Below are 23,454 nucleotides of genomic sequence, written 5' to 3'. Positions count from 1 at the left end.
GGTGCCATCGTCTGCCCAGGTGCCATCGTCTGCCCAGGTGCCATCGACATCCCCGGCATCGAAGCGGCCTGGGTGGCATGGGGCGCACCGCAGCCGGCCAGGAGCAACGCGGTCGCGCCCACTCCGAGCGCCCAGGTCCGTGCGGTCATCGCGGCATACCTTCCGTCGTGGTTCTCGTCGTGGCGTCGTGCGCTGCGCTCGTCAGGCCCGGTGGCTGGAGACGAGCGAGGCGTACACGACGATGTTGTTCTCGTAGCTGTGGCTGGTGAGGTCGAACCTGCCCCCACAGGTGATGAGGCGCAGGGCGGCATGGTCGGTGTTGCCGTACACCTCGAGGGTGGGAAATGCGTTCTTGGAGTAGGAGACGACGCGGTCGACGCGGAACACGGCGACGGTGTGGTCGGCCCGCGTGACGGACACGAGCTCGCCGGGGCGGGTTGCGCCCAGCTCGAAGAACACGCCCGGGCCGTACTGGGCGGAGTCCACGTGGCCGAGCAGGACGGCAGGTCCGACCTGGCCTGGGCTGGGTGAGTAGCGATACCACCCCGCACGGGAGTCGCGTCCGAGCGGGGGGACCTGCACCGTGTGGTCGGCGTTCAGCCCCAGCTCCATGAGGGCCGAGCTCACCCCGATCGCGGGGATGTCCAGGTGCGTCGGCGTCGAGGCCGGAAGAACCGGCCCCCGTATGCCGCGTGCTGCGAGAGCGGGCGGCCCCACCGTCGTGGTCGATGTCGTCGCGGTGTCGGCGGCATACGGGATGGCGGCGGAGGCCGGCGGTTGCGGCGCATGGCGCTGCGCGCGGAGGCCCACGGTCAGGATGAGAGCTCCAGCGAGGATGAGCAGCACGGCCAGCGCTCCCGCTCCAAGGCGAAGGCGTCGGCCGTGCTGCTCGGTCCTCATGGTCTAGCTGGCTTCAGCCGCGTTCAGCGGACCGAGGCGGTCCGACGACGGCCGGCGAGGCCTCCCGCAACGGCGCCCGCTGCGAGGAGGGTGCCGCCGAGGGCCAGCAGGCCCTGGTCCTGCACGCCGGAGGTGCTCCCACCGCCGGTGGCGGCGGCGCCACCGGGCATCGCCGTCATCTGCGAGGCCTTCAGCGTGCCGCACGCGGCCGGGGAGGTGGCGGCCAGCGGCAGCGAGGGGACCAGGTCGCTCTTCTCGCCCTGGGCCTGCTTGGACAGCGTGGCCGGGTCGTCACCGTGGACGACGATGACCGCGGTGCCGGACTGCAGCGCCGAGATGGTCTTGGCGTCCAGGGTGATGGTGCGGTTGTAGTTGATCGTCGAACCGGCGGGCGCGACGGTCAACGTGGTCGCGGCTGCGGGGCTGGTGTCACCGGAGGTCGACAGGGTGGCGCCGATGCCGCCGTAGAAGGGAGCGCCTTCGGTGGTGGAGATGACGCCGTCGCCGCTCTTGTCGGCCGAGGTGCCGGGGCAGGTGCCCTGGGCGCCGATGTGGATGTGCTGCACGTGCGGGTAGGGCTTGCCGCCGAAGGTCGCGGCCAGGCCGGTCACGTGCTCGGTGATGGTGGCCTGGGAGCCGTTGAGGGAGATCATGACGGTGCCCGACGCAGCGGAGTGGTTGATCGGGTTGAGCTGCGCCTCGAAGGTGCTGGACCCGGCGGCCGAGGCGGAGCCTGCCGCCATGGCGATCATGCCCGCACCCAGCGCGACGGTCGGAGCGAGCATCGCCAGGGTCTTCTTTGACTTCTTCATGCTTTTCCTCCTATGCGGTGCCGGGACGGTCCCGACGTGAGCTCTCACTCAGCTGGTCTTCGGACCGGGGCTCAGGACGGATTGGATTGGCCGGCCCGGCTCAGGGCGAGCCCGCTGGTCAGGGTGGCGAGAGCCTCGGCGATCGCTGTGGCGGTCTTCGACGGGAACCACAGCGGCTCGTACATCGCAGGGAGCGGCCCGAGGGGTGGCACATCGACATAGCGGTACAGGACCACGGCCGCCAACGCGGCTCCCGCGGTGACGAGCGCGCCGAGGTATGCCGCCCGGGTCCCTCGCAGGAGCACGAACCCAGCGACAAGCAGGGCCGCTGCCGCTTGGATCCGGAAGAGGTTGCCCTGGCCGATGCCGCCCGGGGCCGCGGCCTGGTACTGCCCGGCAAGGTCGAGGTGGATGACGGCGTCCACCAGGAGACCTGCGGCGGTCGCGACGCGAAGAGCGCCGTCACGCCGGGTCAGCCGGGACCGGGCGGTCACTTCACGACCAGGACAGCAGTCATGTTCGAGTGGTACGTGCAGTGGAACGGGTAGCTCCCTGGCCTCTTGGGCGCGACGAACGTGACAGTGGTGCCCGCCGTGGCCTTGACGTCGAACGCGTTCCCGGCGTCCGCGGTGACGGTGTGGTTCTCGCCGTCCATATTCATCACGCTGACGGTGGCGCCCGGCGCCACGGAAGCGGGAACCGTGTACTTGAAGCCGCTGATGTGGATCGTCGCCTCGGCCCTCGGGCTCGCCGACGCAGCTGAGGACGGCGAAGCCCCCGAGGGCGAGGAGACCGGGGCCGTCGACCTGCTGCTCGCAGCGGCTGCGCCGCCTCCAGACGGGGCGCCGGTGGACCCGCAGGCCGACAGTACGACCACGGCGAGGACACCCGCTCCCAGAACCGACCCGGACCGGGCCAGGAGGGCCCGACGCTCGTCCGTGCGCTGGCCTGACGACTTTCTGCGATGAAAGGAGCCTGACGACCTTCTGAGATGTAAGGACATGAGCAATGCCTCCTGGTGAACGGCCGTCTGCGGGACGGTGCGATTGCGAACCGTCAGAGGTAGTTCGCTGCCGAACCTCGTCCAGATGGCTCCACTCCGTGGGCCAAGTCCGGGTGCTCGTGTGTCAAGCGGCAGCTGAGGCGGCATGCAGCGATGCCGGTCGGGCGTCGGCGTCGCTGCTTTGGCTTCCGGGCCAGTAGCACCACGCCAACAAAGCCAGCAGGGGGCCGGAGTTGGGGTCGGTTGCATGACCGGTGGCAAGCCCGCCGAAGTCCTGGCCCACCACCCAGATCAGGGCGGCGAGTGCGACGGCCATCACCAGGGCCGGCTTCAACAGCCGTCGGGGAGCGAGCACCGCGAGGGCCACGACCGCAAACACCACGGCCAGAGCGATGGATGCTTGGGCGCCCCGGCCATCGAGGACCCCCGCACCGAGCCGGTCCAAGGACTGGAGCCATCGGGGCTCGCCGGCTGCCATGCCCGCGACCATGTCGTGCAGTCCCGACGAGGTGCGGTTGGCGGGCATCAGGGTCTCGACGGCGAACAGCCCCCACAGGCTCATCCAGACGGCGGCTGCTCCCACGGACCGCAGCGGGCTGGCCGACGCCACGGACCAGCCGCCACTCCCCTCGACGGGCCAGGCGAATGCGGCCACCAGGGCGTAGAGAGCGACCGCCCCCGGCAGACCCATGAGGGGCGAGACGGGACCGGCGAACATCGCGCCGAAACCCTCCCCGAGCCACCACACCAGCACCGCCCAGCCGATGGACGCGAGGAGTGCGACCTTGCGGGTGCGCCGGGCGACGATGCCGACGCCCAGCGCGAGCTGGGTGAGCGCGAACAGCGCGTTCAGGACGACGAGGTGGTGCTCGACCAGGGCTGACGACCACGCGACAGGCGCCGACACCCACAGCGGACTGCCGTCCCCGGCCGGTCGCAGGATCTCCTTGGGGAAGTCGCTGGTGAACATCGAGGGCTGGAGCTGCAACAGCCCGTCGAGCAGCCACAGGCCGCCGAGGGCCCAGGTCACGTGCTGACGGTGGGAGCTGCGGACCGAGGTCATGGGGGCGCCGATCGTCGAGGGACGAGCATCACGTCGTGGGACGCGAGACTCCTGTCCCTCGTGGTTCGTCGCAGGCAGCGTGCCAGATCGGTCAGCGGTGCCGAGCTTCGGGCGCCGCCAGGGCATGTCCGATGACGACCATCCCGAACAGCACCAGCGTCAGGACGTGAACTGCCGTGCACCACAAGCAGATCGCGTTGATGCGGAACAGCTCGGCCCACAGAAGGTAGAGCACGAAGACGACGCCGACGCTGACCGCACCGAGGCGGCCCAGCCGCACCGCTTGGCTGTCGCGCCGCCACATGGCAGGTAGACAGAGCGCGACCATGCCGACGAAGAACAGGAGCCCAAGGACGGCCACGGGGATCCCGAAGACCGTCGAGTAGCTGCTCGTCGTCACCTTCGCGCAGTTGACGACCCCTGTCTCCGGGCAGGCCAGCGTGGTCGAGGAGGTGAAGTGCTCGAACGTCAGGTATGCCGCCGCGCCCAGGCCCAGCAGCGACACCGTCAGCGTCGCTGGGGGGACCCAGGCGGGGGCGACCGGCGCGTTGCGGCGCGGCTCAGCCGGCATGGCCCAGCTTGGTCGCCGCCGCCTGGATGCCCGGCGCCGTGCAGACGGCGGCGGGCTGGCCGCCGGTCACGCGGCATACGGCAGCGGTGAGGACGTTGGCGCTGCCACCGACCGCCTGCGCGATGGGATCCTTGGGGTCCTTCAGCGCGGCGGCCACCTGGGCCTGGGTCTTGTTGGCGAGCAGCTGGGGGGTGAACGCCGCTCCCGAGGACACGTAGGTGCCGCCGATGTCGATGAAGGGGATGCTGCCGGCCGCGCCCGAGGGCACGTACGGCGCGGCGTTGTACTTCTGCACCAACGCGGCGTCAGCACTGGTCAGTGAGTCCAGGGCCTGGTAGCCGCCACCGGCCAGAGGCTGGTTGGTGGTCGTCTCGACGCCGGTGAAGCTGATGTAGCTGCTGGTCAGCTTCGCCCCATGGAAGCTCAGGGTGGGAGTGTTCGGGTAGACGTCGCTCGCGGAGGAGCTGGTCTGTCCCAGGCCGGACCAGGTCCCGAACCGGCCGAGCGCGACCGCGACCGACCACCGCTGCGCCGCGCAGAACGGGCAGTACTCGGCGCCCACATAGAGCACGCGTGGCTTGCCGTCCGCCTTCATCACGGGCGCCTTGATCTGCGCCGGCGGGTCCGCGGATGACCCTGCCCCGAGAGACATCAGGCCCGCCGACGCGCTGGACAGGCTGGTCGTGAGCGAGCTGGCCGCCGCTGTGGTCTTGGCGGACTTCCCCGACCCCACTCCGGCGAGCTTGGCCCCGACCAGAGCAAGCGCCAGGAGCAGGACGACCGCCACGGAGCCGCCCGCCACCATCAGTGTGCGGCGACGCTGGCGGCGCTCCTGCTCGCGTCGCATCTCGGCCACCTTGGCTGCGGCGTGAGCGCGGCTGGTTCGTGCGTTGACCACTGGTCGTCCTTCCCTTCGTCTGCGCGGGATCGTATGCCACGCCGCGCCGCCGCGGGGTGGCCCGCGGCGGTCGGGCGCAGCATTCCATGCGAACTTGTGTGTTCTCCGTGAGCTGCCTGCAGGCCGTCCTACTGCCGCCTACGCGCGGATGCCGAGTGTCGCCGGGACCAGGCTGCAGCCGCGCCGCCCAGCACCACGAGCAGCGCGGAGGCCGCCACCAGGAACCACGGCACGGACGAGCCCGTCGACGAGCCCGTCGTCGAGCCGCTGGATGACGCCGTGCCTGAAGTCGCCGTCGACGGGGCCGCCTGTCCCACGCCGGCCGCTCTCGCCGTGAACGCGAACGTGCCCGAAACAGGGTGGCCGTCGACGGAGGTGACCCGCCATTCGACCGTGTAGCGACCGGCCGGGGCGCCGGGCTGCAGCCGCTCGGTGACGGTGTTGTCGACAACGCCCGCCTTTCCGACCTGGACCGGACCGGAAGGTCCCGTTACGACGACCTCTGTGCCCAGCCCCAGGACGGTCTGGTCGAAGCGCAACGTCACCGTCGGCGGCACTCTAGACACCTGCGCGCCGTTCGCCGGGTTGGTCGAGACGAGCACGTCGTGCGCGTCAGCGCTGGCCGCTGCTCCGATCGCGACGAACGCCACGAACGTGACGGTCAGGAGGGCGAGGACCGCCCGGGGGGCGCGGCCGGTCCGTCGTCCGTCGCTCATGCGCCGCGGCCCGCGGTACGGCGGCGCCCCAGGGCGACGGCTCCAAGTCCCAGGACCGCCAGGACGAGCGACGCGCCGGCAAGCCACCGAGCCACCGGGTCGGCCACGCCCGACGCGCGGACGGCACTCGTTGCCTGCGCGGGGGTCGCATCTGCGGCGGCTGCGGTGACCACGAAGGCGGGCGCCGGGTGCTCCGGCTCAGGCTTCCCCGCAGGGGACGGCTGGTTCCACTGGACCACGGTGCCGTCGGAGTAGGTCTGCGTCACGGGGAACACCAGCTCACCGGGTGACGGCAGAGGCGCGACGGCCAGAGAGAAGTCCTGGTACTGGTCGGGTCCGAGTGCGGCTGCCGCTGAGGCGGTCCAGGTGATGGTGCGCGGCGCCTTGGTCAGCGTCGTGCCGTCGACCGTCATGGGCTTGGGCAGGGGCCCCTCGGTGACGCTGACCGTCCAGCCGGGAAGTGGCTTCACCGCCACGCTGGGGAGAGGGCGGTCCTGGGGGAGCGTCAGCACGACACGAGTCGTCCGGGCGACTGGTTCCTCACTGGGCACCCGGAAGGTGAGCTGTGCGTCGGCGCCTGAGGCCGTGGTGTCGGGGATGACGTGGACGTGGGCGGAGGCGGCGGTCGCCGCGAGCACGAGGGCCACGGCCGTTCCGGAGAGGGAGGTGATGACTCGACGAGGGATAGCAGACATGGGTCACGGTCCTTTGGACTCTCATCGGCATACGGCTCGAGGGAGCCTTGGCCGAGGTAGGGGTGGGGGTTATACGCAGTGCGCCGGTGAGCAGGGCACAGCAGCGTCCGACCCGCCCCGAGACAGCGAGATCCGGTGGGTCAGACGGCGAGGGCGAGGCTGCGACGGGGCGGACCGCGGCGCCCGGTCCCGCCGTCCACGAACGGACGCGGGCCGGTCCTGGCGACGTGGGCCTGAGCGCGTACCAGCGCCGAGGTGGGCAAGGCCGGGAGCTCGGGCCGCGCGCGCAGCACAGGGCGCAGCAGCGTCGTGAGGAACCACAGGGCCCGCTCACCGACGGAGAGGAGCAGCGCCAGCACGACGGTGGCGGCAGCGTGCGCCGCCAGCATCAGTGCCCAGGAGCTGTGGACAGGGGAGGCGTGCATTCCGGGCATGCTGGGCATCGCCGAACCGCACGGCATCGCGCCGGCGCAGAGGGTCGACTGCGGTGCGCTGAGCCACATCAGGGCCTCGTGGAGGGCGACCTGCGCAGCGCCCAGCGTTGCGACCAGGGTGACGGGCCGAAGGCGCCATCGCGTGACGAGCGTGGAACCGAGCGCGGTCAGCACAGCCAGCAGGACCAGGGCTCCCGCACCCGGCGACGAACCGCCTGCACCTACGTGGGCCGCCCATGACAAGGAGAAGGAGACGGCACCCACCACGGCGGCACGCATGACACGCAACGAGCCGTGGGTCGGATGGGTCACCCGGTCAGTGTAGGCGGCGCCTCTTCCGCGGGCCTGCCCGCCTGACGCTCCATACCTGTGAGCCAGGTCCCCGACTCATAGCCCAGACCCAGGAACACGACAGTCGCGCTCTAGGCGGGGCCCGGAGCCTGAGTGGGCCGGATACACCGTCTGGCGACCCGAACGATGGAGAGACAGATGCCCAAGCCCAGCTCACGAGTCATGAAGATCGGCTATGCCGGAGCCGGCCTGCTCGCAGGCGCCCTGCTGGCCACTGCGATCGGCGCCCAGGCCGCCACCACCAGCCCGACGACCTCCGGCTCCACCGGCACGACGGCGACTGCCGACCCGCACCCGGGGGACAACGGCGCCGACGGCGTTCCCGAGGCGCAGGAGCAGCACGGGCCAGGAGGCCGTGGCGGCGCGCTCGACCTCAGCGGCACGGTCAGCGCGGTGGGCCCGTCCAACGTCACCATCAAGACGTCCTCCGGCACCACCGTCTACTCGGTCACCACCTCGAGCGACATCGACAAGAACGGCGAGGCCACCTTGTCTCAGCTGAAGGCCGGCGATGCCGTGCGCTTCAGCGTGACGAGCTCGACGTCCAAGCAGATCGACAAGCTCCACGCGGGCGACGAGGCCAAGGACATGCCTCAGGGCGCGCCCGGCGGCGCTGCGCCCTCCACCCAGGGCTGACCGACCGTCCAGGCCGTCGGAGGGGGCCTGTGGTGACCCACCGCGGGCCCCCTCCGGCTGTCTCCTACGGGCCTACTGCAGGTCGTCGGACCAGCGGTCCTCGACCCTCGCGACCTTCCAGAAGGTCGCCGCGCAGGCCCAGGTCAGCACGAACAGGCCGACGATCCCGTAGCCCACCTCGTTGAGGTCCAGCCGGCCGATCGCGGCGAGCGGGCCGGTGCTGATGCCGAGTCGCTGGGTGAGGATCGAGACCAGCTCGATGGTGCCGATGAGCAGTGCCACCGCGACGGACAGCCCGGTGATGGTGATGTTGTAGTAGACCTTGCGGACCGGCTTGGAGAACGCCCACCCGTAGGCGAAGTTCATGAAGCAGCCGTCGATGGTGTCGAGCAGGCTCATCCCCGCCGCGAAGAGGATCGGCAAGGTGAGGATGGCGTACCAGGGCAGCGAGAAGGCCGCCGCACCACCGGCCAGCACCAGGAGCCCGACCTCCGTCGCCGTGTCGAAACCGAGGCCGAAGAGCAGACCCACGGGGTACATCTGCCACGGTTTGGTGACCGCCCGGGTGACGCCACCGAGCAGGCGGTTCATGAAGCCGCGGCTGTCGAGCTGCCGCTCCAGCTCGGCCTCGTCGAAGTCGCCCTGGCGCATCTGCCGGAAGACCCGCAGGATGCCGACGAGCACGACGAGGTTGAGGATGCCGATCGCGTAGAGGAAGACACCGGAGACCAGCGTCCCCACGCTGCCCGTGACCTGCTGGAGGGCGGAGTGGCTCGTGCCGACCTGGCCGGCCAGGGCCCGCACGCCGAGTGCGAGCAGCGCGCAGAGCCCGAACACGACGCTCGAGTGACCCAGGGAGAACCAGAAGCCCACCGACACCGGCCGCTTCCCTTTGGCCATCATGGCTCGGGTGGTGTTGTCGATCGCCGCGATGTGGTCGGCGTCGAAGGCGTGGCGCATGCCGAGCGTGTAGGCGGTGAGCCCGAGGCCGACGCTGAAGACGTGGCCGCCACCGAGGGCGAGGTGCTGCGGCGCGACGAGCCCGACGAGCGTGCCCCAGCCGACCAGATGGAGCGTCAGCACGAACGCCCCCATGCCGGCGATCGAGGTCAGCTCCGTTCGGGAGAGCGACTTCCTGAGCCGTGCCGGAGCCTCCAGGGTCAGGGCGTCCGCCATGCAGGTTCCCTTCGAGCGAGGTGTTCGGGTGGGGACTGTCCCACCTCTGGGAACGCTAGGCGTGACCGTCCACTATTGCAAACTGCTCGCATTAAGAGAGGCGCGGCTGGCATGCCTGAGCAGGAAGCCGGCCAGCGGTAGCTCCACGAACACTGCGGTGGCCAGTGCGACGAACAGTGCGGTGCCGCTCGAGGTCATGACGTCGAACCAGGAGTCCGCGAGAAGGAAGGCAGCGGAGAGGTATGCCGCCGGCACCTGGTGCGGATGCGCCCGCCGGACCAGCAGGCCGGTGGCTCCGAGCAGCAGGATCAGCGCGATGTCGAACCCCACCCACGCCGCGTTCCAGTTCGCCATCACGTAGGTGTGGGGGAGTGAGCTTGCGAGATAGGCGACCCACGGGACCAGCGCCCCGGCGCCGGAGAGGCAGACGACGGCGGGGAGGGGGGTGGCGGAGAACCCGGTGCTGCTCATCCGCCCAGCGTGGGCTTCGCCGCCGAGAGACGTCTGGGGTGAGCCTGTGGCCTTGCTGTGAGCCATTCGTTGCGTCTGAGTCGGGCCGGCCCTCCCTAGCGCACGAGCGCCCACCCGAGCCACACCGCGGGGAGCCCGAGTCCGAGGGACAGCCCCAGGTTCGCGACGAACGGCCGCCACGCCCGCTCCTCCAGGAACACCCATGTCTCGAAGGCGAGTGTCGAGAACGTCGTCAGGGCACCGCAGAACCCCACCCCCATCAACGGCAGCGCCCACGAGGGCGCTCCCGGCCACCCGGCGACCATCCCGAGCACCAGCGACCCGACCACGTTGACGATGAGGGTGCCGAGGATCGTCCCGGCCGAGGAGTGCTCACGCGCCCAGCGGTCGACCAGGAACCGCAGGGGAGCGCCCACAACCGCACCGGCGATGACCAGCAGCGGGGTCATCGGCGCCGCCGGCCGAACAGGCGCTCGCCCGCACTAACGCCGAGCCCGACCGCCGCCAGGCCGAGCAGCAGCGAGGCGACGAGGTAGGTCAGGGCCAGTGCTCCGCGACCGGCGTCCACCATGGCGTGGATGTCGAGTGCGTACCCCGAGAACGTCGTCCACCCGCCGAGGACACCGACCCCCAGGAACGGCCTCAGCCAGGGGTGCGGCTCCTCCATGGTCAGCACCCACACGACGAGGACTCCCATCGCGAGGCTGCCGGTCAGGTTCTCGGCAAGGGTCGACCAGGGGAGGGCACCGGAGGGATGGGGCAGGACGAGCCCCAGGGCATACCTGCCAAGGGAGCCCACGGCACCGCCGGCCGCGATGACTCCCAGCAGGCCACCGTCTCCACGACGCATCAGCGGCGCTTCGTCTCCAGGAACCCGGCGATGCGGCCGATGGCGAACTCGAGGTCGTCGACGCTGGGCAGGGTGACGATGCGGACGTGGTCGGGGCTGGGCCAGTTGAAGCCGGTGCCGTTGGTGATGAGGATGTGGGTGGCCCGCAGCAGCTCGATGACGAAGGCCTGGTCGTCCTCGATGGGATAGACCTCGGGGTCCAACCGCGGGAACAGGTATAGGGCGCCTCGTGGCTTCACGCAGGTGACGCCGGGGATCTCGGTGATGAGCTCGTGGGCCACGTCCCGCTGCTCGAGCAGGCGGCCACCGGGCAGGACCAGGTCGTTGATCGACTGGTGGCCCCCGAGCGCGGTCTGGATGGCGTGTTGGGCGGGCACGTTGGCGCACATCCGCATGTTCGCCAGCAGGGTCAGACCCTCGAGGAAGTCGGTCGCGCGCTGGCGAGCGCCGGTGACGACGACCCAGCCCGACCGGAACCCCGCGACCCGGTAGGCCTTCGAGAGCCCGCTGAAGGTGAGGCAGAGGATGTCGTGCGCGTAGGTCGCGGCGTGGTGGTGGCGCGCGCCGTCGTAGAGGATCTTCTCGTAGATCTCGTCGGCCAGCAGGATCAGGTCGTGCTTGGTGGCCAGCTCGACGAAGCCGCGGACGATCTCCTCGGAGTACACCGCCCCGGTCGGGTTGTTGGGGTTGATCAGGACGATCGCCTTGGTACTGCTGGTGATCCGGCTCTCGATGTCCTCGAGGCTGGGGTTCCACTCGTCGGCCTCGTCGCACAGGTAGTGCACCGCGGTGCCGCCCGCCAACGTGACGGCCGCGGTCCACAGCGGGTAGTCCGGCGCCGGCACCAGGATCTCGTCGCCGTTGTCGACCAGCGCCTGCAGCACCAGCGAGATCATCTCGCTCACGCCGTTGCCGATGAAGACGTCCTCGACCGTGACGTCGGTCAGGCCCTCCTCCTGGTAGAAGTGCGCGACGGCGGTGCGCGCGGAGAAGATGCCCCGCGAGTCCGAGTAGCCCTGGGCCTGCGGCAGGTTGTGGATCATGTCGACGAGGATCGACTCGGGCGCCTCGAACCCGAACGGCGCCGGGTTGCCGATGTTGAGCTTCATGATGCGGTGGCCCTCGGCCTCGAGCCGATGGGCCTCCTCCAGGATCGGGCCGCGCACGTCATAGCGGACGTTCTGGAGCTTCGAGGACTGGGTCACCGGGCGCACGCGGCCAGTGTGTCAGGCGGTTGGCGGGCGGTGGTGGTGAGGCTCACGCATCGGCGCGGTTCCGTGTCTACCCGCCGGTAACTAGGCTCGCGTGCCATGACGACGTTGAGCGGGAAGACCATCATCATGTCCGGGGGCAGCCGGGGCATCGGCCTCGCGATCGCCGTGCGGGCCGCCCGGGACGGTGCCAACATCGCGCTCATCGCCAAGACGGACCAGCCCGACCCGCGGCTCGCCGGCACCATCCACACGGCTGCCGAGGCCATTGAGGAGGCGGGCGGCCGGGCCCTGGCCATCGTGGGCGACGTCCGGGACGACGACACGCTGGCCGCGGCCGTCGAGAGGACCGCGACCGAGTTCGGCGGCATCGACATCGTGGTCAACAACGCCAGCGTCCTCAACCTCAGCCCGACGGCGGTGCTGGAGGCCAAGCGGTACGACCTGATGCAGGACGTCAACGTGCGAGGCACCTTCATGCTGACCAAGGCCGCGCTGCCCCATCTGCTCGCGTCGCCCGACCCCAAGGTGCTCACGCTGAGCCCGCCCATCAACCTGGACCCGCGCTGGTTCGCCGGCCACCCGGCATACACGATGGCCAAGTACGGGATGACGATGGCGGCGCTGGGCTTCGCCCACGAGCTGGGCCAGAAGGGCATCTCCTCCACCTGCCTGTGGCCGGCCACGCTCGTTGCCACCGACGCCATCGGGAACCTGCCGGGCGGTGACCAGATGGTCGCGGTGAGCCGCAAGCCCGAGGTCGTCGCGGACGCCGCCTACGAGGTGCTGACCACCGAGGGCCAGGCCCTCAACGGCCAGACGGTCATCGACGAGGACCTGCTGCGCGCGCGCGGTGTCGCCGACTTCGCGTCGTACTCGATGACGGGCAAGGACGAGGGGCTCGCGCCCGACCTCTTTCTGTCCTGAGGCTCAGCCTGTCCTGAGGCTCTTTCTGTCCTGAGGCTCAGCCTGTCCTGAGGCTCAGCCTGTCCTGAGGCTCAGCCTGTCCTCAGCTCCCACGATGTCCTGACGACCTGTTGCCACCGTGCCCGGCGCGCGGTGGGATGGGCGCATGACGATGCTGTCGCACGATGCCGGTTCCGCGCTGTCGCACGATGTCGGCGAGACCGACCCTCCGCTGCTCGAGCAGACCATCCCCGACAACCTCGACGCGACGGTGGCGCGGTTCGGCGAGCGTGAGGCGCTGGTCGACGTGCCGCGGGGCATCCGCTGGACGTATGCCGCGTTCGCGGCCGAGGTGGACCGGCTGGCTCGGGCGCTGCTGGCCCGGGGTGTCGCCAAGGGCGAGCGGGTGGGCGTCTGGGCGCCGAACTGCGCTGAGTGGGTCGTCGTGCAGTACGCCACCGCCAAGATCGGGGCCATCCTCGTCAACATCAACCCGAGCTATCGGACTCACGAGCTCGAGTACGTGCTGAAGCAGGCGGGGATCTCCCACCTCTTCCTGGCTGAGTCGTTCAAGACCAGTGACTATGCGGCGATGGTCGAGGAGGTCCGCGCCAGCTGCCCCGACCTGCGCGAGACCTACGTCTTCGGCCAGGACTCGTGGCGCGCCCTGCTGGCGCGCTCGGAGGAGGCGACCGGCGAGGACGTGGCGGCGGTCCAGCGAGGGCTCGACCCGAACGACGCCATCAACATCCAGTACACCTCCGGCACCACCGGCTTCCCGAAGGGTGCGACTCTGTCGCACCGGAACATCCTCAACAACGGCTACTTCGTGGGCGAGCTCTGCCGCTACACCGAGCACGACCGCATCTGCATCCCCGTGCCCTTCTACCACTGCTTCGGCATGGTGATGGGCAACCTCGCGGCCACCTCACACGGCGCCTGCATGGTGATCCCGGCGCCGGGGTTCGACCCCGCCGCGACTCTCAAGGCGACCGCCGATGAGCACTGCACGTCGCTCTACGGCGTGCCCACGATGTTCATCGCCGAGTGGTCGCTCCCGGACTTCGCGGCATACGACCTGTCTTCCGTGCGCACCGGGATCATGGCCGGCTCACCGTGCCCCGCGTCGATGATGGAGAAGCTCATCGCCGCGGGGATCGAGGAGATGACGATCTGTTACGGCATGACCGAGACGTCGCCCGTGTCCGCGCAGACCCGCATCGACGACTCCTTCGAGCGCAAGGTCGGCACGGTCGGACGGGTCATGCCCCACCTCGAGATCAAGGTCGTCGACCCCGTGACGGGAGAGACCCTGCCCCGTGGCGAGGCCGGGGAGTTCTGCACCAAGGGCTACTCGGTGATGCTCGGGTACTGGGGCCAACCGGACAAGACCGCCGAGATCGTGGTCGACGGCTGGATGCACACCGGTGACATCGCCGTGATGGACGACGCCGGCTACGTCCAGATCACCGGCCGCATCAAGGACATGGTCATCCGTGGAGGGGAGAACATCTACCCGCGCGAGATCGAGGAGTTCCTCTACACGCACCCCGACATCCTCGACGCCCAGGTGATCGGGGTGCCCGACGAGAAGTACGGCGAGGAGCTGTGCGCGTGGATCCGCATGCGTGAGGGGGCGCAACCACTGGATGCCGAGGCGGTGCGGGCGTTCGCCACCGGGAAGCTCGCGCACTACAAGATCCCGCGCTACGTCACGGTGGTCGAGGAGTTCCCGATGACCGTGACCGGCAAGGTGCGCAAGGTGGAGATGCGAGAGAAGTCCGTCGCGGACCTGGGCCTCGCCCACTAGGTGGCCATGAGGCGGCCTGGGAATGGCTTGACCCGGGGCGCTGTTGAGGGAGATAGTTGAATTTCAAACTATCCGGGAGTGACCATGCCAGCTGTCTCCGTTGCCGACCTCACCGTCCTGCCGCGCGTCGCCGCGCCCGGTGTGGGGGCCGTCCAGCGCCCCGTCCGGTCGATCACCACGGCCCCCGGCGGCGTCGAGGGGGAGGGTTTCCCCGTCAAGCGCGCCTTCGCCGGCGTCGACCTGCGGGACCTGGACCCGTTCATCCACCTCGACGAGATGGGCGAGGTCGAGTACGCCCCGGGTGAGCCCAAGGGCACTCCATGGCACCCGCACCGCGGCTTCGAGACGGTGACCTACATCATCGACGGCATCTTCGACCACCACGACTCCTTCGGCGGCGGCGGCACCATCACCAACGGCGACACCCAGTGGATGACTGCCGGAGCCGGCATCCTGCACATCGAGGCCCCGCCGGAGCACCTGGTGGTCAGCGGTGGCCTGTTCCACGGCTTCCAGCTCTGGGTGAACCTGCCGAAGGCCGACAAGCTCAAGGCTCCCGCCTACCAGGACCTGCGTTCCAGCCAGGTCGGCCTCGTGAGCTCGGCCGACGGCGGGTCGCTGCTGCGGGTGATCGCCGGTGAGGTCGGCGGTGTCGCAGGACCGGGCTCGACGCACACGCCGATGGCCATGGTGCACGCGACGGTGGCCCCCGGCGGTGGGCTCGACCTGCCCTGGCGGCGCGACTTCAACGCCCTGGTCTACGTGATCAGCGGCGACGGTTTCGTCGGACCGGACCAGACCCCGATCGGCACCGGCCAGCTGGCCGTGCTCGGGGCGGGCGACGTGCTGCGCCTCTCGGCGGCACAGACCCAACAGCAGCGGTATGCAGCGGGCCTGGACGTGGTGATCCTCGGCGGCCTGCCGATCCGCGAGCCGGTGGCGTGGGCGGGACCGTTCGTCATGAACACGCGAGCCGAGCTCGTCCAGGCGTTCGCCGACTACGAGGCGGGCCGCCTGGGTCAGCCGATCGTGCACGGCGACGTGGGCGGCACGGCCTGACCGGACCGGCGTGGCCGACGCCACACCGGGCTCGACTTGAGGCCCGGCATACAGATACGATACGGTTCGTATCGTAACGAAAGGAGGCGAGCCGCAGATGACCATCAACCTGACTCGCACACACCGAAGCCACGGCGCCCACCGGGCCGAGCAGTACCCCAACGACTACCTGCACACCAGCCGCCCCTACGCCGAGACCCAGTCCGACATCGGCGGCGGTCTCTTCCTCGGAGCGATCACCCTGATCGCCCTGATGGGCCTGATCGTCGCCGGTCTCATCTGAGCCGACCCGTCACTCCCTGCAGCCTCGCGCCCGTCGTCCACAAAGTGGACGGCGGGCGCGACTGTCATCACAGCAGGACGCCTTCCGCAGGGTTTTGCCTCTAGGTTGACGTCGTCACTCGACTTTCCACGACGGGAGCTGCAGTGCGTATCGGTGTGCCACAGGAGTCACGACCGGGCGAGACCAGGGTCGCGGCGACCCCCAAGACCGTGGGCCAGCTCGTCGGTCTCGGTTACGAGGTCGCGATCGAGCGGGGTGCGGGGGCGGGCGCGTCCTTCGCGGACGACGCGTATGCCGCGGCGGGCGCCTCGCTGGTCGACCGGGTCGATGCCTGGAGCAGCGACGTCGTGCTCAAGGTCAACGCCCCCTCCGATGACGAGATCGGGCTGCTGAAGCCTGACGCTGTGCTGGCCTGTCTGCTGTCCCCGGCGCTCAACCCCGACCTGGTCGACCGCCTGACCGCGGCTGGTGTCACGGCCCTGGCCATGGACGCGGTGCCGCGCATCTCCCGGGCCCAGTCGCTCGACGTGCTCTCCTCGATGGCCAACATCGGCGGCTACCGCGCGGTGATCGAGGCGGCCCACGAGTTCGGCTCCCTGTTCACCGGCCAGGTCACGGCCGCGGGCAAGGTCCCACCGGCGAAGGTCCTGGTCGTCGGTGCGGGCGTGGCGGGGCTCGCGGCGATCGGCACGGCCAACAGCCTCGGCGCGATCGTGCGGGCCTTCGACGCGCGGTCGGAGGTCGGCGAGCAGGTCGAGTCCATGGGCGCCGAGTTCCTGCGGATCGAGGTGGAGGACGAGGGGCCTTCGGCCACCGGCTACGCCAAGGAGATGGGCGAGGACTTCAACCGTCGGGCTGCCGAGCTCTATGCCGAGCAGGCCAAGGACGTCGACATCGTCATCACCACGGCGCTTATCCCCGGCCGGCCCGCTCCGCGGCTGCTCACCGAGGAGATGGTCGCCTCGATGAAGCCGGGCTCAGTTGTCGTCGACATGGCGGCCTCCAACGGGGGCAACGTGGCGGGGACGGTCGCCGACCAGCTCGTCATCACGGCCAACGGCGTCAAGCTCATCGGCTACACCGACCTGCCCGGCCGGCTGCCCACCCAGGCCAGCCAGCTGTTCGGCACCAACCTGGTGAACCTCCTCAAGCTGCTCACCCCCGGCAAGGACGGCCAGGTCGTCCTCGACCTCGACGACGTGGTTCAGCGCGGCATGACCGTATGCCGCGGCGGCGAGTCCCTGTGGCCGCCGCCGCCCGTCCAGGTGAGCGCGGCTCCCACCGCGACGACTGCTGCGCCCCCCGTCGCCAAGGAGCCGCCGAAGCCGAAGGACCCGCGCCGCAAGTACGTCGGGATCGCGGTCGCGGCGGCGGTGTTCGCCGTCATCGCCGCTCTGTCGCCCGCGGTGTTCCTCGGACACTTCACCGTCTTCGCGCTAGCCGTCATCGTCGGCTTCTACGTGATCTCCAACGTCGCCCATGCGCTGCACACGCCGCTCATGTCGGAGACCAACGCCATCAGCGGCATCATCCTCGTCGGCGGGGTCCTGGAGCTCGGCAGCACCAACCACGTGATCCAGGCGGTTGCCTTCGTCGCCACCGCGGTCGCCACGATCAACATCTTCGGAGGGTTTGCGGTCACCGGCCGCATGCTCCAGATGTTCCGGAAGGACTGAACCTCCATGAGCGGCACCCTGACCGAGAACCTCGTCCAGGCGGCATACATCGTCGCGGCGGTCCTGTTCGTCCTCTCCCTTGCGGGCCTGTCGAAGCATGAGAGCGCCAAGGAGGGCAACGCCTTCGGTGTGACCGGCATGGCGCTCGCTCTGGTCGCCACCGTCTGGCTGTCGGTGTCCCGGGCGTCCAACGGCCCACTCACCCTGCTGCTGATCGCGGTCGCGATGGCGGTCGGTGCGTCGGTCGGGCTGTGGCGAGCCCGGGTCGTCGAGATGACCCAGATGCCGGAGCTCGTGGCGATGCTGCACAGCTTCGTGGGTCTGGCGGCGGTGCTGGTGGGCTACAGCTCCTACCTGGAGACACCCGACGGCGCCGGCGCCGTGGGAAACATCCACAGCGTCGAGGTGTTCCTCGGCGTCTTCATCGGCGCGGTGACCTTCACGGGATCGATCGTGGCGTTCCTCAAGCTCAGCGCGCGGATCAAGTCGTCGCCGCTGATGCTGCCGGCCCGGCACTGGCTCAACCTCGCGGCCCTGGTCGTTTCGGCGGTGCTGCTGGTGTGGTTCGTGCAGTCGCACTCGCTGGTGCCTCTGGCCATCATGACCGTGGTCGCGCTCGCCTTCGGGTGGCACCTCGTCGCGTCCATCGGCGGCGGCGACATGCCCGTCGTGGTCTCGATGCTCAACAGCTACTCGGGGTGGGCGGCCGCGGCTGCGGGCTTCATGCTCGGCAACGACCTGCTCATCGTCACCGGTGCGCTCGTCGGCTCCTCCGGTGCGATCCTCTCCTACATCATGTGCAAGGCCATGAACCGGTCGTTCGTCTCGGTGATCGCCGGCGGCTTCGGCCAGGAGGTCTCGGTCGGTGAGGACAAGGACTACGGCGAGCACCGCGAGACCATCGCCGCCGACGTCGCCGAGCTGCTCAAGGACGCGTCGTCAGTCGTGATCACCCCGGGCTACGGCATGGCCGTCGCCCAGGCCCAGTACCCCGTGGCAGAGCTGACCTCGCAGCTGCGCAAGAAGGGAGTCAACGTCCGCTTCGGGATCCACCCGGTGGCCGGCCGGCTGCCGGGTCACATGAACGTCCTGCTGGCCGAGGCCAAAGTGCCGTACGACATCGTCCTGGAGATGGACGAGATCAACGAGGACTTCCCCGAGACCGACGTCGTGCTCGTCATCGGCGCGAACGACACCGTCAACCCCTCGGCCACCGATGAGCCGGGCTCGCCCATCGCCGGGATGCCTGTGCTCGAGGTGTGGAAGGCGCGCAACGTCGTGGTGTTCAAGCGGTCCATGGCCACGGGCTATGCCGGCGTGCAGAACCCGTTGTTCTTCAAGGAGAACAGCCAGATGCTCTTCGGCGATGCCAAGGAGCGCGTCGAGGACATCATCAAGGCGCTGTGACGCCGAGGTCGACCTAGTCGTCGTCCCGCTCGTGCCGGTTCCGCAGCGGGATCGGGCCGGTCTCCGCGCTGCGGTCCCGTGCCCGGAGGTCCGCGCTCCGGTAGAGCGTGCCGCTGTCGCGGCGTCGTGGTCTGGGCCGGGGCGGGGGGTCGTCCCACCCGGCATACGGGTCGGGGGGCTCTGGCGCCGGAGGCGGGCCGGCGTCGTCGTTGCGGGCATCCCAGACGCCGTCCTCCGGTAGTCCGCGGTCGGCCACACGGAACATCTCCGCACAGATGGCGCGGTAGTTCGCGTCGGGGCTCGGCACCCAGTTCACCTCGTGCAGGGCCTGGTCCTGCCCGGCGGACTCCATGACGAAGCGCCCGTAGCCGAAGACGCGCCCGGGGATCGAGCGCTCGTAGGACATGTCCGTGACCTTCATCAGTGGCATCATCGACACCTTGCGGGTGACGAAGCCGTAGAAGAGCAGGAGCCGCTTGTCGGTCGCCACGAACCAGTCGTGCCGCCACTCGATGACCAGATAGGCGAGCCGCGCGACGAGCGCGAACCACAGCCACCACACGATAGTGCTGGCCAGGCGCATCGAGGCGGGCATCGCCGCGTCGACCCAGAGGGCCGCGACCGTGCCGACCATCGTGGTGGCCACCGGCTCGGCGATCTTCCCCCAGTGCTGATGGACAGCGGTGACGAGGCGCTCGCCGTCCAGCAGGTAGCGGTCGAGCTCGTCGTGACGCCGCCCTCTCATGGCGTCGACCGCTACCGGTGCAGCAACGCGTCGAAGAAGCTGCCCATGTTCTTGGCCCCGGCCGCCAGGATCGTCCCTGACGTGCTGACGATGTCGGCGGCCTGGTGGGGGGACGTGAAGATCGCGTACGCGGCGAACGCGACGAGGAGCCACAGCAGGATCTTCTTCACGCGCTGCATGCTCGTCTCCTTGGTCGGTCGTCGGCGGGCACGCCGGACGGGGCACACCTCAGCGTTGATGGTCCCCGATCGAGCGGCTGCGCCCAACGAGGCGCGCCGCGCAGGGCTGAGAGCGCTGCGTCACAGGGTCAGACCACGCCGTAGAGCCGGTCCCCCGCGTCGCCGAGACCCGGGACGATGTAGCCCTTCTCGTCGAGCCGCTCGTCCATCGCTCCGGTGACGATCTTGATCGGGATGTCGAGGTCGGCGAGCTCGTGCTCGAGATGGGCGATGCCCTCTGGCGTGGCGAGCAGCGTGACGGCGGTGATGTCGTCGGCGCCGCGGTCCGCGAGGTAGCGGATGGTCATCGCCAGCGTCCCGCCGGTGGCGAGCATCGGGTCGACGACGTAGCACTGCCGGCCGGCGAGGTCGTCGGGCAGCCGGTTCGCATAGGTGATGGCCTCCAGGGTCTCCTCGTTGCGCTGCATGCCGAGGAAGCCGACCTCCGCGCTGGGCAGCAGGCGCACCATGCCCTCGAGCATCCCCAGGCCGGCGCGCAGGATGGGCACGACCAGGGGCTTGGGCGAGCTCAGCTTGACCCCTGTGGTGCGAGCGACGGGCGTCTCGATCTCGAACGGCTCCGTCCGCACGTCGCGGGTGGCCTCGTAGGCCAGCAGCGTCACCAGCTCCTCGGCCAGCCGCCGGAACGTCGGGCTGTCCGTGCGCTTGTCCCGCAGGTAGGTGAGCTTGTGGGCGACGAGAGGGTGGTCGGCAACGTGGACGTGCATACGGGAAACTTAGCGCGTGACGTCATCGGCCGGCCCAGCGCCAGACCCGCGGTATGCCGCGTGGATGGGGCACGCCCTCGTTCTCGCCGAGCTCGCGGCCGGTGAGGGGGACGTGCCGGTCGGAGCCGTCGTCGTCGATCCGGACGGTCAGGTCATCGGCACGGGTCGCAACCTGCGCGAGGTCGAGCACGACCCGACGGCCCACGCCGAGGTCGTCGCGCTGCGAGCGGCGGCACAGCGTCTGGGCACGTGGCGGCTGGAGGGCTGCACTCTCGTCGTGACGCTCGAGCCCTGTCCCATGTGCGCGGGAGCACTCATGCTCGCGCGGATCGCCACGCTCGTCCTCGGCGCGTGGGATCCCAAGCTGGGCGCCACCGGATCGGTCTGGGACATCGTGCGCGACCGGCGGGCGACGCACCGGGTCGAGGTCATCGGCGGCGTGCGTGAGGCAGAGTGTTCACAGATGCTGGTGGAGTTCTTCGCCACTCACCGACTTTCCCCGATGCGAGAGGCAGGCCCATGAGCGGGCTCATCAACTCCCTGGTCAACACGGTGCTGGGGGCCCCTCCGTGGCTGGTGTACGTCCTGGTGGCCCTCGTGGTCTTCGCGGAGGACGCGCTGTTCGTCGGCTTCGTGCTGCCGGGCGAGACACTGGCCATCATCGGAGGTGTCACCGCGAGCCTGGGGCACACCCACCTCTCGGTGATCCTGATCATCGTCGTGCTCGCGGCCATCATCGGGGACTCGGTCGGCTTCGAGATCGGCCGGCTCTTCGGTCCGAAGATCCTGGCGCACGGGTTCTTCGAACATCGGCGGAAGCGGCTGGACTCGGCTCAGGACTTCCTGCGGCGGCGCGGGGGCGCAGCGGTCTTCCTCGGACGGTGGACGGCGTTCTTCCGGGCGGTCATGCCCGCGCTCGCCGGGCTGTCCCGGATGAAGTACCGCGTGTTCCTGCCGTGGAACGCCGCCGGCGGCATCGCGTGGGGCTCGACCATGGTGGTCGCCGGCTACCTCGCCGGCGAGTCGTACCACCGCGTCGAGAAGTGGCTGGGCCGTGGCGCGGCGATCATCGTGGCGCTCATCGTGCTGGTCGCTATCGCCGTGTGGGCGCTGCGCCGGCACCGCAGGGAAGCCCGGGCCTGACCCGTCGGCGGCGCGTCAGCCCGCTGTAGGTCGCGGGGGCCGGCGCTAGCTCGCGGTGGATGCTTCGCGGTCCTGGGTCTGCTCGGCTGACTCCGCGGTGACCGCCGGCATGGCCAACCCCGCGGCGACGGTGAGGAGGGCTGCTGCGGCGACGGTGACGAACACCGCCGCGCCAGAGTCGAGCGCCGTGGACCTGTCGGTCTCCGGGTGACCGGACGAGGCGATGACGGCATTGGCGACCGCTCCGAAGATCGCTGCCCCCACGGCGCTGCCGATCGACCGGGCGAACATGTTGGTGCCCGTGGCCACCCCACGCTGTTGCCACGGCACGCTCGCCTGAGCCGCGATCAGCGAGGGGCTGGCGACCAGGCCCAACCCCAGCCCGGCGACGAAGCAGCCGAGTGCCACCCCGACCACCGACGGGTCGTGTGCCAGGAGGGCCAGTGACCCGGTGCCCACGAGCGTCAGGGCCAGGCCGACGAGGATGGTGGGCCGGAAGCCGAAGCGGAGATAGAAGAGCCGCCCCGAGAGCGTGGCGCTGATCGGCCAGCCGATCGTGAGGGCGGCCAGCGCGAGCCCGGCCACCAGGGGCTGCACGCCGAGAGCGTTCTCCAGGTACGTCGGGACGTACGAGGTCAGGCCGATGAGGACCACACCTACGCCGAGGGCGAGGCAGGCCGTGGTCGCGAGCAGCCGTCGGCTGAAGACCCACAGCGGCAGCACGGGCTCGGGGGCTCGCCGCTCGACGAGGACGAAGAGCGCGAGCAGCACCCCGCCGCTCACGAACACCGCGATGCTCGTCGGCGACGACCAGGCCCAGGCCTGGCCGCCCTCGAGGACGCCGAGGATCACCAGGGTCATGGACGTCATCAGCAGGACCGACCCGCGATAGTCGATCTGGTGGCGCTGCCGCTCCACCCTCTCGGTGAAGTTGCGGGCGATGAGCGCGCCCGCCAGGAGACAGAGGGGGACGTTGACGAAGAAGATCCAGCGCCAGATGCCGAGCTGGGAGAAGATACCGCCGAGCGTCGGGCCGACCACCGAGGAGATCGCCCACACGCTGGCGATGTAGCCCTGGGCCGTCGCGCGCTCGGCCACCGTGTAGATGTCACCGGCGATGGTGATCGCGATCGGCTGGACGGCCCCTGCGCCGAGTCCCTGCACCGCGCGGAAGACAATGAGCGCCGGCATACTCCAAGCGAAGCCACACAGGACTGAGCCGAGCAGGAACAGGGCGATCCCCGCAAGCATGAGCGGTTTGCGGCCGACCGTGTCGGCGAGCTTCGCGTAGACCGGCACGGATACGGCCTGGGCCAGCAGGTAGACCGAGAAGAGCCACGGGAACAGCGCGAAGTCGCCCAGGTCGCGCACCACGGAGGGCACTGCCGTCGCGAGAATGGTGGCGTCGATGGCGATGAGACCGGTCGAGACCATCAGGGCGAGCAGGATGGGCCCTCGATCTGAGCGCAGGCCGACTGTGGCGCGGGAGGTGGGGGTCACGCCTAGAGACAAGTCGACCGGGGACAAGGGCATTCCCGGCGACGAACGGGGGCGCTCGGGCGATTTCTTGAGCGGTCACCGGCTCGGGTACTCTGCTCGGCGGTGGCGTGTCCGAGCGGCCTAAGGAGCACGCCTCGAAAGCGTGTGAGGGTGAAAGCCCTCCGTGGGTTCAAATCCCACCGCCACCGCCAA

The 23,454-nt window shown here is 69.9% G+C and carries 29 protein-coding genes and 1 tRNA gene; 11 read left to right on the top strand and 19 right to left on the bottom strand.

The annotated features are described in order from the left end of the window. Nucleotides 1-201 precede the first annotated feature (201 nt). From VGN50_RS08095 to VGN50_RS08080, 4 genes are all read right to left on the bottom strand, one after another. On the bottom strand, nt 202-900 hold the full coding sequence (locus tag VGN50_RS08095; RefSeq protein WP_327444222.1) for a class F sortase: 699 nt from the start codon (nt 898-900) through the stop codon (nt 202-204). 23 nt (nt 901-923) lie between these two features. Further along, the gene (locus VGN50_RS08090; protein ID WP_327444221.1) at nt 924-1,712 is read right to left on the bottom strand and encodes a hypothetical protein; all 789 of its coding nucleotides are present in this window, start codon (nt 1,710-1,712) and stop codon (nt 924-926) included. A 71-nt stretch (nt 1,713-1,783) separates the two neighbouring features. Next, on the bottom strand, nt 1,784-2,206 hold the full coding sequence (locus VGN50_RS08085; RefSeq protein WP_327444220.1) for a hypothetical protein: 423 nt from the start codon (nt 2,204-2,206) through the stop codon (nt 1,784-1,786). Further along, on the bottom strand, nt 2,203-2,433 hold the full coding sequence (locus VGN50_RS08080; RefSeq protein WP_414694579.1) for a cupredoxin domain-containing protein: 231 nt from the start codon (nt 2,431-2,433) through the stop codon (nt 2,203-2,205). The genes VGN50_RS08085 and VGN50_RS08080 overlap by 4 nt, the downstream gene beginning before the upstream one ends. On the opposite strand from VGN50_RS08080, the gene VGN50_RS08075 reads away from it, so the two are divergent. Next, on the top strand, nt 2,414-2,680 hold the full coding sequence (locus tag VGN50_RS08075) for a hypothetical protein (RefSeq protein WP_327444227.1): 267 nt from the start codon (nt 2,414-2,416) through the stop codon (nt 2,678-2,680). The genes VGN50_RS08080 and VGN50_RS08075 overlap by 20 nt on opposite strands. A 159-nt stretch (nt 2,681-2,839) precedes the next feature. Here the strand turns inward: VGN50_RS08075 and VGN50_RS08070 are convergent, their stop codons facing one another. The 6 genes from VGN50_RS08070 to VGN50_RS08045 form a co-directional block, all read right to left on the bottom strand. Next, complete coding sequence (locus tag VGN50_RS08070; protein WP_327444219.1) at nt 2,840-3,745, bottom strand: hypothetical protein; 906 nt, start codon at nt 3,743-3,745, stop codon at nt 2,840-2,842. A gap of 124 nt (nt 3,746-3,869) precedes the next feature. Beyond that, nucleotides 3,870-4,349 carry a vitamin K epoxide reductase family protein gene (locus VGN50_RS08065; protein ID WP_327444218.1) on the bottom strand — a complete coding sequence of 160 codons (480 nt, stop codon included), beginning with the start codon at nt 4,347-4,349 and terminating at the stop codon, nt 3,870-3,872. Beyond that, nucleotides 4,339-5,247 carry a DUF929 family protein gene (locus tag VGN50_RS08060; RefSeq protein WP_327444217.1) on the bottom strand — a complete coding sequence of 303 codons (909 nt, stop codon included), beginning with the start codon at nt 5,245-5,247 and terminating at the stop codon, nt 4,339-4,341. Before VGN50_RS08060 ends, VGN50_RS08065 begins: the two co-directional genes overlap by 11 nt. A 128-nt stretch (nt 5,248-5,375) precedes the next feature. Then, on the bottom strand, nt 5,376-5,963 hold the full coding sequence (locus VGN50_RS08055; RefSeq protein ID WP_327444216.1) for a copper resistance CopC family protein: 588 nt from the start codon (nt 5,961-5,963) through the stop codon (nt 5,376-5,378). Beyond that, a complete protein-coding gene (locus tag VGN50_RS08050; protein WP_327444215.1) occupies nt 5,960-6,658 on the bottom strand; it encodes a YcnI family protein in 699 nt (232 codons plus the stop codon). Before VGN50_RS08050 ends, VGN50_RS08055 begins: the two co-directional genes overlap by 4 nt. A 140-nt stretch (nt 6,659-6,798) precedes the next feature. Beyond that, nucleotides 6,799-7,404, bottom strand: a complete 606-nt coding sequence (locus tag VGN50_RS08045; RefSeq protein ID WP_327444214.1) for a hypothetical protein — start codon at nt 7,402-7,404, stop codon at nt 6,799-6,801. Between the two features lie 177 nt (nt 7,405-7,581). Here VGN50_RS08045 and VGN50_RS08040 point away from each other — a divergent pair, with 177 nt between their 5' ends. Beyond that, the gene (locus VGN50_RS08040; protein WP_327444213.1) at nt 7,582-8,079 is read left to right on the top strand and encodes a hypothetical protein; all 498 of its coding nucleotides are present in this window, start codon (nt 7,582-7,584) and stop codon (nt 8,077-8,079) included. A gap of 72 nt (nt 8,080-8,151) precedes the next feature. Here the strand turns inward: VGN50_RS08040 and VGN50_RS08035 are convergent, their stop codons facing one another. The 5 genes from VGN50_RS08035 to VGN50_RS08015 form a co-directional block, all read right to left on the bottom strand. Then, complete coding sequence (locus VGN50_RS08035) at nt 8,152-9,255, bottom strand: HoxN/HupN/NixA family nickel/cobalt transporter (RefSeq protein ID WP_327444212.1); 1,104 nt, start codon at nt 9,253-9,255, stop codon at nt 8,152-8,154. 72 nt (nt 9,256-9,327) lie between these two features. Next, nucleotides 9,328-9,726 carry a hypothetical protein gene (locus VGN50_RS08030; RefSeq protein ID WP_327444211.1) on the bottom strand — a complete coding sequence of 133 codons (399 nt, stop codon included), beginning with the start codon at nt 9,724-9,726 and terminating at the stop codon, nt 9,328-9,330. A 95-nt stretch (nt 9,727-9,821) separates the two neighbouring features. After that, the gene (locus tag VGN50_RS08025) at nt 9,822-10,175 is read right to left on the bottom strand and encodes a CrcB family protein (RefSeq protein WP_327444210.1); all 354 of its coding nucleotides are present in this window, start codon (nt 10,173-10,175) and stop codon (nt 9,822-9,824) included. Continuing rightward, nucleotides 10,172-10,576 (bottom strand): CrcB family protein, encoded by a 405-nt coding sequence (locus tag VGN50_RS08020; protein ID WP_327444209.1) that lies wholly within the window; start codon nt 10,574-10,576, stop codon nt 10,172-10,174. Before VGN50_RS08020 ends, VGN50_RS08025 begins: the two co-directional genes overlap by 4 nt. Next, a complete protein-coding gene (locus VGN50_RS08015) occupies nt 10,576-11,790 on the bottom strand; it encodes a pyridoxal phosphate-dependent aminotransferase (RefSeq protein ID WP_327444208.1) in 1,215 nt (404 codons plus the stop codon). Before VGN50_RS08015 ends, VGN50_RS08020 begins: the two co-directional genes overlap by 1 nt. A 96-nt stretch (nt 11,791-11,886) precedes the next feature. Here VGN50_RS08015 and VGN50_RS08010 point away from each other — a divergent pair, with 96 nt between their 5' ends. From VGN50_RS08010 to pntB, 6 genes are all read left to right on the top strand, one after another. Further along, nucleotides 11,887-12,714 carry an NAD(P)-dependent oxidoreductase gene (locus VGN50_RS08010; protein ID WP_327444207.1) on the top strand — a complete coding sequence of 276 codons (828 nt, stop codon included), beginning with the start codon at nt 11,887-11,889 and terminating at the stop codon, nt 12,712-12,714. A gap of 145 nt (nt 12,715-12,859) precedes the next feature. After that, entirely contained in the window at nt 12,860-14,503 is a 1,644-nt protein-coding gene (locus VGN50_RS08005; RefSeq protein ID WP_414694578.1) for an AMP-binding protein, read from the top strand. 84 nt (nt 14,504-14,587) lie between these two features. After that, nucleotides 14,588-15,562, top strand: coding sequence for a pirin family protein (locus VGN50_RS08000; RefSeq protein ID WP_327444224.1), 975 nt, complete (start codon nt 14,588-14,590; stop codon nt 15,560-15,562). A 97-nt stretch (nt 15,563-15,659) separates the two neighbouring features. Beyond that, on the top strand, nt 15,660-15,845 hold the full coding sequence (locus tag VGN50_RS07995) for a hypothetical protein (RefSeq protein WP_327444206.1): 186 nt from the start codon (nt 15,660-15,662) through the stop codon (nt 15,843-15,845). A 143-nt stretch (nt 15,846-15,988) separates the two neighbouring features. Continuing rightward, nucleotides 15,989-17,521: a Re/Si-specific NAD(P)(+) transhydrogenase subunit alpha gene (locus VGN50_RS07990; protein ID WP_327444205.1), complete on the top strand. Its 1,533-nt coding sequence runs from the start codon at nt 15,989-15,991 to the stop codon at nt 17,519-17,521. 6 nt (nt 17,522-17,527) lie between these two features. After that, nucleotides 17,528-18,928 carry a Re/Si-specific NAD(P)(+) transhydrogenase subunit beta gene (gene pntB, locus VGN50_RS07985; RefSeq protein ID WP_327444204.1) on the top strand — a complete coding sequence of 467 codons (1,401 nt, stop codon included), beginning with the start codon at nt 17,528-17,530 and terminating at the stop codon, nt 18,926-18,928. A gap of 13 nt (nt 18,929-18,941) precedes the next feature. Here the strand turns inward: pntB and VGN50_RS07980 are convergent, their stop codons facing one another. From VGN50_RS07980 to upp, 3 genes are all read right to left on the bottom strand, one after another. Continuing rightward, nucleotides 18,942-19,673, bottom strand: a complete 732-nt coding sequence (locus VGN50_RS07980; RefSeq protein ID WP_327444203.1) for a PH domain-containing protein — start codon at nt 19,671-19,673, stop codon at nt 18,942-18,944. A gap of 11 nt (nt 19,674-19,684) precedes the next feature. Continuing rightward, nucleotides 19,685-19,852 (bottom strand): hypothetical protein, encoded by a 168-nt coding sequence (locus VGN50_RS07975; RefSeq protein WP_327444202.1) that lies wholly within the window; start codon nt 19,850-19,852, stop codon nt 19,685-19,687. 128 nt (nt 19,853-19,980) lie between these two features. After that, nucleotides 19,981-20,619, bottom strand: coding sequence for a uracil phosphoribosyltransferase (gene upp, locus VGN50_RS07970; protein ID WP_327444201.1), 639 nt, complete (start codon nt 20,617-20,619; stop codon nt 19,981-19,983). A 64-nt stretch (nt 20,620-20,683) separates the two neighbouring features. On the opposite strand from upp, the gene tadA reads away from it, so the two are divergent. Continuing rightward, the gene (tadA, locus tag VGN50_RS07965; protein ID WP_327444223.1) at nt 20,684-21,142 is read left to right on the top strand and encodes a tRNA adenosine(34) deaminase TadA; all 459 of its coding nucleotides are present in this window, start codon (nt 20,684-20,686) and stop codon (nt 21,140-21,142) included. After that, nucleotides 21,139-21,762: a DedA family protein gene (locus VGN50_RS07960; protein ID WP_327444199.1), complete on the top strand. Its 624-nt coding sequence runs from the start codon at nt 21,139-21,141 to the stop codon at nt 21,760-21,762. Before tadA ends, VGN50_RS07960 begins: the two co-directional genes overlap by 4 nt. Nucleotides 21,763-21,807: 45 nt before the next feature. On the opposite strand, the gene VGN50_RS07955 is transcribed toward VGN50_RS07960, so the two are convergent. Next, entirely contained in the window at nt 21,808-23,262 is a 1,455-nt protein-coding gene (locus VGN50_RS07955) for an MFS transporter (RefSeq protein ID WP_327444198.1), read from the bottom strand. 101 nt (nt 23,263-23,363) lie between these two features. Between VGN50_RS07955 and VGN50_RS07950 the strand changes: the two genes are divergently transcribed. Beyond that, a tRNA-Ser gene (locus tag VGN50_RS07950) sits at nt 23,364-23,453 on the top strand. Nucleotide 23,454: the final 1 nt, after the last annotated feature.

This window comes from Pedococcus sp. (assembly GCF_036000045.1).
Taxonomy (GTDB): domain Bacteria; phylum Actinomycetota; class Actinomycetes; order Actinomycetales; family Dermatophilaceae; genus Pedococcus.
Note: the sequence above shows the minus strand (reverse complement) of the source record. Positions and strands in the feature narration are given on the sequence as shown.

Excerpts from the sequence above, each read along its gene's own strand:
- VGN50_RS08040 (WP_327444213.1), top strand. The coding sequence starts at position 7,582 with ATGCCCAAGCCCAGCTCACGAGTCATGAAGATCGGCTATGCCGGAGCC.
- VGN50_RS08000 (WP_327444224.1), top strand. The coding sequence starts at position 14,588 with ATGCCAGCTGTCTCCGTTGCCGACCTCACCGTCCTGCCGCGCGTCGCC.
- VGN50_RS07995 (WP_327444206.1), top strand. The coding sequence starts at position 15,660 with ATGACCATCAACCTGACTCGCACACACCGAAGCCACGGCGCCCACCGG.
- VGN50_RS08005 (WP_414694578.1), top strand. The coding sequence starts at position 12,860 with ATGACGATGCTGTCGCACGATGCCGGTTCCGCGCTGTCGCACGATGTC.
- upp (WP_327444201.1), bottom strand. The coding sequence starts at position 20,619 with ATGCACGTCCACGTTGCCGACCACCCTCTCGTCGCCCACAAGCTCACC.
- VGN50_RS08050 (WP_327444215.1), bottom strand. The coding sequence starts at position 6,658 with ATGTCTGCTATCCCTCGTCGAGTCATCACCTCCCTCTCCGGAACGGCC.
- VGN50_RS08025 (WP_327444210.1), bottom strand. The coding sequence starts at position 10,175 with ATGACCCCGCTGCTGGTCATCGCCGGTGCGGTTGTGGGCGCTCCCCTG.
- VGN50_RS08030 (WP_327444211.1), bottom strand. The coding sequence starts at position 9,726 with ATGAGCAGCACCGGGTTCTCCGCCACCCCCCTCCCCGCCGTCGTCTGC.
- VGN50_RS07980 (WP_327444203.1), bottom strand. The coding sequence starts at position 19,673 with ATGAGAGGGCGGCGTCACGACGAGCTCGACCGCTACCTGCTGGACGGC.
- VGN50_RS08065 (WP_327444218.1), bottom strand. The coding sequence starts at position 4,349 with ATGCCGGCTGAGCCGCGCCGCAACGCGCCGGTCGCCCCCGCCTGGGTC.
- VGN50_RS08020 (WP_327444209.1), bottom strand. The coding sequence starts at position 10,576 with ATGCGTCGTGGAGACGGTGGCCTGCTGGGAGTCATCGCGGCCGGCGGT.
- VGN50_RS07975 (WP_327444202.1), bottom strand. The coding sequence starts at position 19,852 with ATGCAGCGCGTGAAGAAGATCCTGCTGTGGCTCCTCGTCGCGTTCGCC.
- pntB (WP_327444204.1), top strand. The coding sequence starts at position 17,528 with ATGAGCGGCACCCTGACCGAGAACCTCGTCCAGGCGGCATACATCGTC.
- VGN50_RS08035 (WP_327444212.1), bottom strand. The coding sequence starts at position 9,255 with ATGGCGGACGCCCTGACCCTGGAGGCTCCGGCACGGCTCAGGAAGTCG.
- tadA (WP_327444223.1), top strand. The coding sequence starts at position 20,684 with ATGGGGCACGCCCTCGTTCTCGCCGAGCTCGCGGCCGGTGAGGGGGAC.
- VGN50_RS08090 (WP_327444221.1), bottom strand. The coding sequence starts at position 1,712 with ATGAAGAAGTCAAAGAAGACCCTGGCGATGCTCGCTCCGACCGTCGCG.
- VGN50_RS07960 (WP_327444199.1), top strand. The coding sequence starts at position 21,139 with ATGAGCGGGCTCATCAACTCCCTGGTCAACACGGTGCTGGGGGCCCCT.
- VGN50_RS08010 (WP_327444207.1), top strand. The coding sequence starts at position 11,887 with ATGACGACGTTGAGCGGGAAGACCATCATCATGTCCGGGGGCAGCCGG.
- VGN50_RS08055 (WP_327444216.1), bottom strand. The coding sequence starts at position 5,963 with ATGAGCGACGGACGACGGACCGGCCGCGCCCCCCGGGCGGTCCTCGCC.
- VGN50_RS08095 (WP_327444222.1), bottom strand. The coding sequence starts at position 900 with ATGAGGACCGAGCAGCACGGCCGACGCCTTCGCCTTGGAGCGGGAGCG.